Below are 12,746 nucleotides of genomic sequence, written 5' to 3' on the forward strand. Positions count from 1 at the left end.
GCAACGTGGCTGCATGTTACATATGTTACATACATAACATTCGGTTGTATATGTATATGAGGTGTCTGATGGCCAAAGGAAGTTCTGGAAGAATTGTAATTGAAGTTGATCCCTGCTTGAAAAAAAAGATATACGCTAAGCTTGCGCTAGAAGGTAAAAATTTAAAGCAGTGGTTTGTAGAGCAGGCTGAAGGGTACGTGCTTGAACCCCATGAAAAAGATAAGAGATCTGAATGAATTTTAAGAAGGATCAAACCACTCAGAAGTTGAGAGGTGGTTACTATACTCCTCTACATCTGGCAGAATTTATTACTAAGTGGGTTTTGGCAGCTGCTCCTAAAACAATTATGGAGCCGAGCTGTGGTGATGGGCATTTTTTTGAAGCCTTAAATAATATCTCTCATAATAAGGATATTTCAGTTTGGGGCTGTGAGTTGAATGAAGATGAGGCTGATAAGGCTGATAAAAAAATAACGGAATTTTTGTTTAGGAACGCAGTAATTCGACGAGGTGATTTTCTAGAATGGGCAATTGAAAAAATCAAGAAGGAATCCGCTTGTTTTGATGGAGTGTTAGGAAATCCGCCATTTATTAGATATCAATTTTTAGAAAAAAGATTTCAAGAGCTTACAAAAGATATTTATGCAAAACTGGGATTGAAATTTACTAAGCATACTAATGCGTGGGTTCCCTTTGTCGTGGCCAGTGTTTCTCTGCTGATTCCTGGAGGACGTTTGGGGATGATAATTCCTGCAGAAATAATAAATGTGAAGCATGCTCAAGCTGTAAGGTCTTATTTGGCTAAGACCTGCGACAAGATTGTAGTGTTGGACCCAAAGGAAATTTGGTTTACTGAAACATTGCAGGGAGCGGTGATTTTACTTGCGCAAAAAAAAGAAAGGGAGGCTAATAAAACACAAGGAGTATCTTTGCTTCGTGTAGAAGGAGATGCTTTTTTGGACTCAAATCCAGATGAATTGTTTAGAGCTGCACAGCCTATTAATGGAGAGACCGTTAGAGGAAAGTGGACCAAGGCTATTTTGGCCCCTGATGAATTGGAGTTGTTAGATAAGTTTCAAACCCACCCAGATGTTTATTCCTTTGAGGATCTTGCAAAGGTTGAAGTTGGCGTTGTAACAGGCGCGAATAAGTTCTTTTTGGTGTCAGATGATGTCGTTTCTGACTATTCATTGTCAAAGTATAGTCTGCCGATGTTTGGACGGAGTCAGCATTGTCCCGGGGTGGTGTATGATGAGCTGCAACATCAAGAGAATAAAGAAAATGGAATTGCTTCTAATTTTTTATATTTCGATAAAAAGATTGAAGAATTTCCATCTTCTGTGCAGGATTATATTAAGCAAGGTGAACAAGAAGAGCTTCATAAGAGATTTAAGTGCAGGATTAGAGACCCTTGGTATAAGGTCCCTTCCGTACATAGTGCGCCGATAGGTATGTTTAAGCGTGCACACTTTGCTCCAAGACTCATTTTAAATGAGTTAAATGCTCTTACAACTGATACCGTATACCGAGTCCACCCCAAGACTGATGACCCCAAAAGATTGGTTTATAGTTTTCTTAATCCGTTAACAGCAATTTATGCTGAACTTGAGGGGAGATCCTACGGAGGTGGAGTGCTAGAGCTTGTCCCATCAGAGATTAGAAAATTGGTAGTGCCATACGGTTTGCTTTATGATGTTGATCTTCAACGTTTGGATAAGGAAGTTAAGACCCAGCGAATGGAAGATGTGTTGATTTCTCAAGCTAAGAAAATCTTCCACCCTCTGGGTTTTTCTGAAAGTGAAATTAATCGGCTGATTTTGATTTGGAAAAAGCTTCAAGAAAGGAGATGTCGGGTTTAGTCCACATCTTGTTTTAGAGCGTCATAAAGTTCATTTATTTCCGGGAAAAGAGCTTGTTCTTCTGAAGAAAGTCCATATAGCTGGCCAATGTGCTGGGAGAGTTCGTTCTCTTTATGTCGAATTTGCCGTTTGTTTTGGATTTTGATGCGGTGGTTAGCCGTTGTATACGCTTGCTGAAATAATGTAATGATTTTTTTTTGAAGGTTCACGATATGGTCGTGGGCCTTTTTTTCTTGTTTTTGTGTAAAATCAATAGGCACAACAGGCATAGATTTTAGAACCTTTGTTCCCCTCGCTATGTATCCACCACGAAATATTTCTCCAAATGCAGCCGCAAAAAATTCTAAGTATTTTGAGTTCAAAAAGGCTTGGATATAGTATGGAGAATATCCAGAGTTGTTAGGATTGATTGCGCAATATCCAGCTGTTCCCCCTGAGCTAATAAATGTTTTGGAGGTGTCAATTGCATATTTATAGCCCTGTGAAAGGATGCCGACAATAATTTTGATATCGGTGTCAAGTATAGAAAGGCTCTGGTGGCGTCCATATTTGTACCATTCTTGATCCGTTTCGGGTTCAGGTTTTATGTCCCGTTTAGGGGAGGAGAGTTCAATTTTTATAAGTTGTAAAAAGGAGTAAAGGTAAGGGTAATCTCTCTCTATTTCATCAAGAGGAATGAGCTCAATTTTGTTCTCTTTTTTTTGGTATGGATAAATAACAAAAGAATTTGGGGTGAAAAGTTTATAAGAGTGAAAACTGTTGTTTTCTTTTTTGTCTGGACGTTGAAAATAGGGCTTTGTTACGTCCTTTTCAATTCTGTATAGCTTTCCTCGAAACTTAAAATATATAAATTTATCGTCTAATTTATATATCTTGTGAATGTATAATTTGTTTGCACTGGTTTGAATTCCATTTGTGATGGATTTTTCTCCCAGTATTTTTTTTAGAGGGATTCCTCTGGTGTTTAATTGGCTAATTAGCTGAATTTTTTGTGGATCGAGAATCCAAGGGCTAGCCGAAAGTTTGGCTTGAGGCACGGTGCTGCTAGTATAGCGAGACGGTGTAGTACGCCAAGTCTGCAGGTTGGATATGTTGGTGTATAATAACGTTTCGTGTTCCGCCTTTTGTGCCATGAAAAGGCATGTATATGTTGTCCTGTTTGGAAAAATTTGGTTGGAATTGAAGTCCACAATTTCTGTGATTACGTGGCTCGCAGCTAGCATTTTTCGGAGTTTTTTAGCAGCTCCAACAAATTGGAATTTTGATGGGATTATATATCCAAGGCGTCCGTTTGGCTTTAGTAAAGAAAGGGCTCTTTCAATAAAAAGATAATATTTGTCGTATTGTTTGTAAGCTGTTTTGTATTGAGAAATGTATAGAGGACCTTCACTTGGAGTGAATTGTTTTATTCGTTCTACAGTTTGGTAAGGGGGATTGCCAACTATGGCGTCATATGGGCTCGTTTTAAATTCATATGGATTAATTTTGTATATGTCGTCTGTAGAAGCTCCTTGAGGGGCGTTTTCAATAAGAGCGTTTCCGTATGTAATGTTGTTGGTTAGGTCTGGAAGAATAGGGTTATCTTCTAAGGGGAGGTGCTCATCTTCTAGTAGTTTTAGTAATAGCCCAAATTTGCAGGCTGTGACTGCATTAAGGTCTTTGTCTGTTCCATAAATACAAGAGGTGAGTAACTTCCGTTTTAGGTTAAATTTGAGCTTATATATTTTTCGAGAGATTTCTTCAATCTGTGTAAAATCATTTTTGGAGATATAATATTCTACAAGTTTATCTTGGAGAAGCTGGAACGTTTCTAGAAGAAATGCTCCAGATCCACAAGAAATGTCGCATATTCTAAGGGATAAGATTTCTTCATCTGTTTTGTCTTTGCATAATGGCGAAATCGTTTTTTCTAAAATTTTATTTATTATAAATGTTGGTGTTGTTACTACATCTCTGTCTTTGTGTTCTGGTTTGTCTTCAAGTTTTAATCTGTTTTCTTCTATTTTAAGTTCTTTTCCCAAGAAAATTTCATATACATTGCCTAAAATATCAGAAGGGAGAATAGAGAATGAGTATATATTGTTTGGAAAATATAATTCATCAATGATGCAAGAAATGGTTTTATGGTCATTTCCTATAATTTCTTCTTGAAAATCTAATTCAAAAAGTCCTGAATTATATTTTTTGTTAGAGTATGTGATTTTTTCAAGTAAACTTTTTTTGCGTTTATTTTTTGATGCTGATTTAAGAGAACCATGAGGTTCAATTGACCTATCTTCACAAACTCTAAGGAAAAGAAAGCAATTAATGTATTTTTGCACAAGGTCATTCAATTCTTCCATACCAAGATCGATCTGTTTGTCGATGCAGTGTTGTCCAATTTTTAATCGCCATTTGTTTATTTGATTTACAAATGCATTATCTATTCTATTTTTTTGAATATTAGCTTTTGGAGAATTCCATTTGTTATCAAATTGACCAGAATAAACACATTCTCTACTGAGTTTGTCGTATAGAAAATCAAAAATTTTTTCATAGTCAGTATAACGATAGACTTTGAGTCTAGAATGGGTTGGGTCGTCGTTTACTGTTGGTAAAAATGATGTGTCATATATGACCAAGTATTCAAAATTAGTTAAAATAGAAATCCCCAGCTGCGCTGTATAACCATAACTTCGGATCTGGAAAGCAGGAGTCCTGCTCGTGAGGATATCTATAGCTGGCTTTTTTGCTTCAACAAAAAATTTGCGATCCGAATAGAATCGGAAGGTATAGTCTGGTTTTTTTATATGGCTTGAAGCGTATTTAAGGGGTTCCTCTACTAAAACTTCTCGTTGGCTGGAGGGCTGGTGAGTTTCATTTTTGATATCCCATCCTAAAAGTTCGAAAAATGGGTCAATAAAATCAACACGTAATTGAGCTTCGTTATATGTCGAAGATTTATAGTGTTGAATATTTTTTTGGAATTTAGTGACTAATGATGAAATAGACATGGAAGCTCCGAAGTAATTTGTAAGTAAGAATATTGGTAACGACGTATGTTCAATGTGATATTTTAGATGCTTTTGCAAGCTTGGTCATGGACGCTCGTGGAGGTGTGCACTGATGTCGAATGTATGGTTAGTTTTGGGGACAGGGCTATTTTCTGGTGTTTGTTCAACCGTTATGAATAATTGTTATAATATGTATATATCTAAAAAAGAGGGCAAATATGCTGCGGCTAGACTCGCGGTTATTTTGGAACGCTATTTTTTTGAATGTGCGGTAGCTGCTCAAGAGATTGAATCATGGCGAATCTCTGGTGGGGAGGTAGGGGAAAAACATTGCGTATTACCTATACTCAGTTTTGATCAGTTGGACATTAATTGGCCTTCGCTAGACAGTTCTCTGGTTAGTCGTGTTTTAGGGATTGTGAACAAGAAAAAGGTCAGTGAAGTAGAAATATTAGATTGTAAAGTTGTAGCTGAAATGGATTCGATGCCATTTGACTCTGATGACAAGGTTCAAAAAAAGAGTTGGGATGCGCATATAACAAGGGGAAAAGAGGCCCTAACACTTGCAAATGATTTGCGTGAAAAATATAGCCTAAAAAGTTTGTGTTCTATAGATGAGCAATGGATCTTGGATTTTTATGAAGAGGCATGTCAGAAATTGATTGGAAAATAACGAAAAGTAGGGTGCGGGGTAGGGGACAGGACCTGTTTTAGCCCCTGCGGGATAAGTGTTTTGTTGAAGCCAAAAACACAAAATTAGCGAGATGGTAGCAAAAAGGGTCCGCAAAATTCTTGTCAATTTTGCGGACCCTTTGCGGTCAATGGTGGGCCAGGTAGGATTCGAACCTACGACCATCCGGTTATGAGCCGGGGGCTCTGCCAACTGAGCTACTGGCCCGATCCGATCTGTGATCGGGGCATCGTTAATAGCCCCGACATTTGAACTATGTCAAGAGAATCATACAGATTCTTTGTTTTTCTTTTTGCTTAGCTTTTGTCCTTTTTCAGATAGGACATCGCCTCGCGTGCCGCGACAGCTCCTTCGCCGACGGCAACAGCTATTTGCGCGAAGCGTCCGACGCAATCTCCGGCTGCGAAGACCCCTTGAACATTGGTGTGTTGCATGGCGTCTGCCTTGATATGTGGACCGTTTCGCTCAAGTCCCAGTGTCCAGGCAAAGTCACTTGCCGAAGCCTCGCCCATAGCAATGAACAGCCCGTCTTTTGCAAGTGTTTTCCCGCTTTTGAGCTGAACATTTTCCAGTGCCGGTGTGCCAGAAAGGTGGACAACTTTATCCTCAAGGAGTGGAATATTTGCTTCTTCCAGCTTTGCGAGGAACGACTCTGATATTGAAAATGCTTTGCCTTGGGAGCATATCGTAACATCAGACGTATAATTTTTCAGCTCAAGCGCCTGGTTCGCTGCGTAATTTCCTTCTCCGAGGACAAGCACGGGCTTCCCCCTATAGAAAAAACCATCGCAACTCACGCAGTAGGAAATTCCTTTCCCATCATATGCTTCAAAATTGTCTATGCCGGGACGAATGCGGGAGACTCCCGCAGCGAGAATAAGTGCCCTTGTTTCGTAGGCACTGTGTTCTGTCAGGACCTCAAAACTGCCGTCATCTCCGTGGTGGATGGAAAGAACGCGCTCGGTGATGAGTTCAGCGCCGAAACGCATGGCCTGCTGCCGCCCGCGGGCCATGAGTTCCGAACCTTGAATGGTCTCATCAAAACCAAAATAGTTGTCTATGCCATATTCACCATCAATCTTTGGAAGCAGGCCAACGACCGTCGTTGAGATGCCGGTTCGTGCTGCGTAGGTGGCAGCTGTCAAACCGGCTGGCCCTTGGCCTACAATCAAAAGATCGACGTTGTTCATTTTGCGCAGGAGCATGGTAACCTCTCAAGGTTGCTGTGGAAGAGTCTCCCTAGAGTATCCCATGTCGGTCCACTGTCAAGCTGTCTTAGGCAACTCGATGCACCAGTGGCTCAACCCTGCGGGCAAAATAAATAAACGGCGTATCCAAAGCTGCTACAACTGCTTTGAACAGGTACGTGGTGAGAAGAATTTCGAGGAAAACCGGGGTCTCAAAGACGCCCCAAAACGCAATACAGCAGAACACGGCTGAGTCCAGAAGCTGGCTTACCAGTGTGCTCATGTTGTTTCGGAGCCAAAGGAACTTGGAACCTGTGCGCTTGCGGATGGCATGGAACGCCCAGACATCATAACTTTGTGACATCAGGTAGGCGGCCATACTTGCCAGTGTGAGACGAGGCATGAACCCAAAAATGGCTTCAAGATGTGGCTGGGCGAAATCTTCGGCGGTCGGCGTAAACTGGAGCGCGAGCTGCATGTACACTGTCATGAGTAACAGGGCGACAAAACCAAGCAGGACGCCTCGCTGAGCCTCTTTCTTGCCGTAAAATTCGCTGAGAATGTCTGTAGAGAGATACACGCTGGCGTACAAAATGTTGCCAAGCGTGGTCGTCAGGCCAAACAGTTCAACTGTTTTGATAACCTGAAGATTACAGACAATAAGGTTAAAAACAATCAGGCCAAAAAGGCCAACCCGGCCAAAGAACCGGAACATGACGATGACCATTGTCAGGTCAAAAAGGGCGAACAGCACCCAAAGCAATTCGTTGGACATGAAGAACATCTCCGGAGTTAGATTTAGAAGGAGGGCGGCCTCCTTCCCGACCCCAGTGGTCGGAAAGTGATGGGAGAAATAATCCCAAATTATAGTGTGGTCAAGCTCTGGTCCCCCTGTCAAGAAACAAAAAAGCACCCAGCCAAAAGGCCGGGTGCGTATAATCATTTTGTGGAGAGATTTGTGCGTTTAAGAAATTGCCTGACGAATCGTCTGATTTTTGGGCATGGAATCACTGCCGCAAACCATATTGCGCCCCATTGCTTTGGCAAGATACAGCGCCTGGTCAGCTTCAAAGAGCAGATCCATGTTTTTAGGACTATTCTGAGGGTCCAGATGCGCAACACCAATGCTGACAGTCACAGAGAAGCATGCTCCCTGTTGACGGAAATACAGCGCTTCAATCTGCTGGCGGATTCGTTCCGCAAGTTTCCATGCCTGATCCTTGTTGGTGTGCGGTAAAAGAATCGCAAATTCCTCTCCTCCATATCGTGAGGGGAAGTCTGTTGAGCGCAATCCATCCAAAAGCAGAGCGCCAATTTTCTTTAAAACCTTGTCCCCAGCTTGGTGTCCATAGCTGTCATTCGTATTCTTGAAATGGTCTATATCCATTAAAAGGATAGAAAGGTCTTGATCGTATCTGTGGACTCTTTCAAGTTCTTCTGTGAGTCGTCTGTCAAAATATTGACGATTGTAGATGCGTGTTAGACCATCGTGATCTGCCCGGATTTTGACTTCCCGAAATAACAACGCATTTTTGAGTGCCAGCGCTATGTGATTCACCGCAGAGTGTAGAACGTCTCGCTGTTCTTTGCCGAGTCTGAGTAACTCTGGAGTGAGCAGGGCAAGGCAGCCAAAAGCGCTACCACCTGCTTTGAGCGGCAGGAGCGAAACATAACCCGCAGATGGAGACAGAGGTTTGGGGTCGACGTCTATAGGTTTTCCTGCCTCAGGTCCCAGCATAAGCGAGAGCTGATAGCTTCGGATTCGCGTCCCTGTCTTTTCTCTCGCCGCCTGGAGGAGAAGTTCTGTCCATTCTTCCTGAACCTGATTGTTTTCATGCAGGGCTAGGAACAGCTCGGCATCCATCCTGTCCCCGTTAGGGTGCCAGAAAATGCACTGTGCCGCGCTGACATCGAAAAGTGTATTCAGATCCTGCCATGCCTGAGTAATGATAGTTGCCGGATTCAGGCTTTCTGCCGCGTGGCTCATGACTCTGTTCAGGAATTCGAGGTACGCATTTTTGCGCGCCAGCACTTCTCGATCGAGCGAAATTTCCTGTGTCATGCGCAGAATGTCTTCATAAATATCTTTGACTTCCCGAGCCTTTTCTAATGCTTGGCGAATTGCCGGAGCCTTGAGTGGCGTGCTCAGGACGGCGAGGAAGCCCATTTCGAGGTATTGCTCTGGGTGCGGATGCGAGCGTGCGGAGTTTCCCAGAAGCAGTATCTTTTGCACGGTTTCCCAGTGCATAATTTTTTTTCGTTGTGTCTCTGTGAGCTTGTCCCAAATCTCGACCGGAATCCATGTAACAAACGAAGCCTCTGGTGAAGGCAGCTCCTGATCTGTGCTCAGGTGTTCGGGCTTGACGTTTTTCAGGGCAAAATCATGACCTACCGCCCCCTCGATAGTCTTGCGGTCAAAGTCATTGAGGCCCAGGCCCAAAAGCAATTTTGGCTGTTTTTCTTGCATAAGAATCTCCCCATAAATGATATCTCGTGTTTGAAATTGCAAAAAGAGAGCCAAAAAAGGAGGCTTTGGGAGGAAAGAAGAAAAATCTTGCATCTTGGATGCATAGAACTTTGGGCCTAAATGTTGCAAAATGCTTCCTGCGTGGGAAAAGGGAACTTTTTTCCTGTTACATTTACATCCTCAAAGAAAGAACGGGCACATGGAATCTTCTCGCATTTGGGCAAGTCTTGACCCCTTTTTTGAATCCGGTGGCATCATGGGCCGCAGTGTCGCGAATGCAAATTTTTTGCAGGCGCTTCTTCAGGCTGACCCTTTTGACCAGTATCATTTCTTTTTGTCTCGAAAGCAGGACCGTGAGCATGTTCAGAGAATAATTGCAGAATTATTCCCGGATTCCATCTCTGCAAAGCTTCGGTTTTTCCCTCGTATGGCTTTGCCTCAGCAACTCGCAGATGTTCCATATCATTGTTTTCATCTCTCGGACTGTGTGGATTCGCCCGCCTTTCTTGCTGCGGTCCGTAATAGGTATTCCCGGCAGATTTTTCCCATCACGGGTCCGACGCATTCTTTGAGTTATCAGCGTTTTATGAGTTCGTTTTCATCGCATCTTTGGGAAGGAACCACGGCTCGTGACTGTGTGGTTGCGACATCCCGCACTGCGATTGGAGTCATGAATCGTTTTTATGACGAACTGGCGCGAAGTTTTTCCTATGAAGGACCTCGTCCCGCTGTTGAGCGCATCCCTCTTGGTGTGGACACGGAAGCGTATCGGCCTGCCTCTCTTAAAGAGCAGCAGGGAGCGAGGGAGAGTTGTGGACTTGCAGAAGGGCAGAAGATGGTGCTGATTTTTGCCCGTTTATCACATTATTCCAAGATGGATATTTTACCCGTATTTCGGGCATTACAGCGTATGCGGCAGCAGGGGGAAGACCTCTCATGTCTGACTTTGTGTGTCGCAGGCTGGAATGATGGAGATGCCCGTTTCGCGACGATACTTGCTTCTTTTGCCAAGGCATTGGGTGTTCGGTGGCGTCTTGAGGACAGTCCCTCAGATCAGCGGAAGAAGGAGCTGTTTTGGGCTGCGGATATTTTTCTGTCTCCTGTGGATAATGTTCAGGAGACGTTTGGGCTGACGCTTCTTGAGGCTGGTGCGATGGGAAAGCCCGTGATTGCCTCTGCATATAATGGGTATCGCGATCTTGTTGAGGATGGAGTGACAGGGCTTTTGGTGCCGACTGCTGGTCCCGCCTACACTGAGGACATTGATGTTATGGCCCCCCTTCTCGGTGACTCTGAGTCGCATCTTATGATGGCGCAGCGGACCGTTGTTGACGTTGAAGCGCTTGCGTTTGCGTTGAGTTCCCTTTTGCGTTCTCCTGAGCTGTGTCAGCGCATGGGGCGTGCTGCGCGGCAGCGGGTGGAAGCCAATTTTTCGTGGCAGCAGGTCATTCAGCAGCATTGTCTGTTATGGGATTCTTTATGGCAGCGTCCTGTACAGGATTCACCCGCTTTTCAGCATCCATACATGCTTCCATATGCTCGTATCTTTGCCGACTACACCACGCAGGACTGTGCTCCGGATGATTTTTTCCGGTGGACGTTTGTTGGGGAGGCGCTTTATCGCGGCAAAGAAAATTTTACCGTATATGCAGCTCTTGAATCTTTCATCACAGAAGATCGTCTCAAGCGGCTCCTCTTTTTTGTTCGCAAGCCCCTTATGTACAGCGCTCTTTGTTCGCGCCTTGCCTCTGCGTTGGCTCTTACTTCCGGCAGTGCCGAGTCTCTCGTGTTATGGGCATACAAGCATGGATTTATCGAAAGAGTAGTTGGGAGGGAGGAGTTGGGGGCCAGCCCCAGCCCGTGAGGGCTGGATGGGTGGGAGGGGAGAGAACCGGGGCCAGCCCCGGACCCCGCGTAAGGGAATGATTCCCTTACGTATCCTCATCGAGTTTGAATTCCATCCACGCTTCGCGTGAATGAAATTCAAACTTGGGTGAGAATGGCGTAAAGAAGCTCTTTCTCTTCTGCGAGTTGCCACCATTTTCTTTCTGAACGCTTGCGTTCAGAAAGAAAATAAGTGCGGCGGAAAAAGGCAGAAGAACACGCGTTGAGGAAATTCCCCTAGCTTAAAAAATACGGCTGAATGGAGAGGAAAGCGAAGCTTTCATCCCATTCAGCCGTATTTTTTGAGCGAAAGCGGGATTCCCAAGGGCCTCGTCCTTGGGCGGGGTCAAGGGGCAGCGCCCCTTGCAAGGCTTGGGACAGCGTCCCAACAGAAAAAATAAAACGTTTCTATGCGTCGTGCTGTAGCGATGCAATTTGCCGGGCAAGGAGCCGTTGTCCAGATTCAGGGCCGAGGTTCTGCTCTTCGGGCGGAAGATGCACAGACTGAATGCGTGCGAGGTCCAGCTCAGCCTGCGTGCGAAGGTCGTTCCCGGATAAGGCGAGAACAAGAGTGAAGACTTCGCGAGTCAGCTGTGAGGTGTGCGTTTTGCGCAAAAGATGCACTTTTTGTTCTGGAGAAAGGGACGAATAGCTCAAAAGTGCGCCACGGCAGTTTGCCCATAATTCGCCAGCCTTGATGAACCGCGAGGGGAGGCGCAGGCGCGAACCAAGAGAGTGGGCAAGCTTGGCGGCATGGGTGTTGTCCGCAATGCCGTCTGGGCAAAGCGTCCGCTGGGCCGAGTCTTTTTCTGTTTTGCCAATGGCGTGAACAAAGGCCATCCAGCCGAGAAGCTCCTCTTCTTTTGGGTCGAGGGGTGCATTCCGCAAATATTCCCGAAGAGCGGTGAGGGCGTAGGCCGCGCCATAGACGGACGGGGTACTCGCACTGGCGCAGGCACTTTCCTCAAATTCCTGAAACCATGGACTCATGCAGTTCGCGCTAATAATCAGATCGAAAAAGCGGCTGGGAACGTCAGTCCGAAAGACCTTGCGAATTTCAAGGCCGATGCGTTCGGGCTGAATGTCCTTAATAAGATCCTTGGCACAGACTTCTGCTATAGCAGCGCGGAGTTCCTCGTGAACGTGGAAATTAGGGAATTGCGCAGCAAAGCGGGCGGCGCGAAAGACTCGAAGCGGGTCTTCGAGGAAGCAGTGCGCCGAGCAGGGACGCAGAATTCCGAGCCGGAGATCTTCGATACCACGGGGGTGACCTGTGGCCATGGTGAAGGCTGTGCTCGAAGTTGGTAAACGTGGATAGTTTGGAAGAGGGATGGCGAGCGCATTAATGGTCAGATCGCGAGATTCGAGATCAGCCATAAGTTCGGCCTGAATTTGAGCAGAGGGGTTTACGGAGCAGCAGTGTGAGATCGGGCGCCGGGGGAAGGCATATTCTGAATGATTCAGGATGAAAACAGGGAAATTTTTCCCTACTTGTACGGCGTCTGGATAGGCTCGGAGGAACTCTTCTGGTCCAGCTCCGAGAACGAGATAATCTAAGTCATAAGCATTGTGGCCCATGAGTATGTCACGGACTGCTCCACCAACGAGACAGATTTTCATAGATTTTCTTTAGCATTTTTTAAAAAATGATGCCAGTTCAGTGTTG

Annotated in this window: 9 protein-coding genes and 1 tRNA gene; 4 read left to right on the forward strand and 6 right to left on the reverse strand. The window is 44.8% G+C overall.

Annotation, left to right across the window (positions count from 1 at the left end):
* Positions 1–68 precede the first annotated feature (68 nt).
* Together B5D23_RS15135 and B5D23_RS06750 are read left to right on the forward strand one after the other, a co-directional pair.
* On the forward strand, positions 69–236 hold the full coding sequence (locus B5D23_RS15135) for a hypothetical protein (protein ID WP_200803637.1): 168 nt from the start codon (positions 69–71) through the stop codon (positions 234–236).
* On the forward strand, positions 233–1,858 hold the full coding sequence (locus B5D23_RS06750; RefSeq protein WP_078684665.1) for an N-6 DNA methylase: 1,626 nt from the start codon (positions 233–235) through the stop codon (positions 1,856–1,858). Before B5D23_RS15135 ends, B5D23_RS06750 begins: the two co-directional genes overlap by 4 nt.
* Here the strand turns inward: B5D23_RS06750 and B5D23_RS06755 are convergent.
* Positions 1,855–4,851: an Eco57I restriction-modification methylase domain-containing protein gene (locus B5D23_RS06755; protein ID WP_078684666.1), complete on the reverse strand. Its 2,997-nt coding sequence runs from the start codon at positions 4,849–4,851 to the stop codon at positions 1,855–1,857. The genes B5D23_RS06750 and B5D23_RS06755 overlap by 4 nt on opposite strands.
* 112 nt (positions 4,852–4,963) lie before the next feature.
* On the opposite strand from B5D23_RS06755, the gene B5D23_RS06760 reads away from it, so the two are divergent.
* Positions 4,964–5,524, forward strand: coding sequence for a hypothetical protein (locus tag B5D23_RS06760; protein WP_078684667.1), 561 nt, complete (start codon positions 4,964–4,966; stop codon positions 5,522–5,524).
* A gap of 149 nt (positions 5,525–5,673) precedes the next feature.
* On the opposite strand, the gene B5D23_RS06765 is transcribed toward B5D23_RS06760, so the two are convergent.
* The 4 genes from B5D23_RS06765 to B5D23_RS06780 all read right to left on the reverse strand — a co-directional run bounded on the left by B5D23_RS06765 (position 5,674) and on the right by B5D23_RS06780 (position 9,196).
* A tRNA-Ile gene (locus B5D23_RS06765) sits at positions 5,674–5,749 on the reverse strand.
* A gap of 89 nt (positions 5,750–5,838) precedes the next feature.
* A complete protein-coding gene (locus tag B5D23_RS06770; protein ID WP_078684926.1) occupies positions 5,839–6,732 on the reverse strand; it encodes an NAD(P)/FAD-dependent oxidoreductase in 894 nt (297 codons plus the stop codon).
* 85 nt (positions 6,733–6,817) lie between these two features.
* Complete coding sequence (locus B5D23_RS06775; RefSeq protein WP_078684927.1) at positions 6,818–7,504, reverse strand: queuosine precursor transporter; 687 nt, start codon at positions 7,502–7,504, stop codon at positions 6,818–6,820.
* A gap of 189 nt (positions 7,505–7,693) precedes the next feature.
* Positions 7,694–9,196 (reverse strand): sensor domain-containing diguanylate cyclase, encoded by a 1,503-nt coding sequence (locus B5D23_RS06780; RefSeq protein ID WP_159445942.1) that lies wholly within the window; start codon positions 9,194–9,196, stop codon positions 7,694–7,696.
* Between the two features lie 199 nt (positions 9,197–9,395).
* On the opposite strand from B5D23_RS06780, the gene B5D23_RS06785 reads away from it, so the two are divergent.
* The gene (locus B5D23_RS06785; protein ID WP_159445943.1) at positions 9,396–11,060 is read left to right on the forward strand and encodes a glycosyltransferase family 4 protein; all 1,665 of its coding nucleotides are present in this window, start codon (positions 9,396–9,398) and stop codon (positions 11,058–11,060) included.
* A 428-nt stretch (positions 11,061–11,488) separates the two neighbouring features.
* On the opposite strand, the gene B5D23_RS06790 is transcribed toward B5D23_RS06785, so the two are convergent.
* On the reverse strand, positions 11,489–12,700 hold the full coding sequence (locus B5D23_RS06790; RefSeq protein ID WP_078684670.1) for a tRNA nucleotidyltransferase/poly(A) polymerase-related protein: 1,212 nt from the start codon (positions 12,698–12,700) through the stop codon (positions 11,489–11,491).
* Positions 12,701–12,746: the final 46 nt, after the last annotated feature.

The sequence above is a fragment of the Desulfobaculum bizertense DSM 18034 genome (assembly GCF_900167065.1).
Taxonomy (GTDB): Bacteria; Desulfobacterota; Desulfovibrionia; order Desulfovibrionales; family Desulfovibrionaceae; genus Desulfobaculum; species Desulfobaculum bizertense.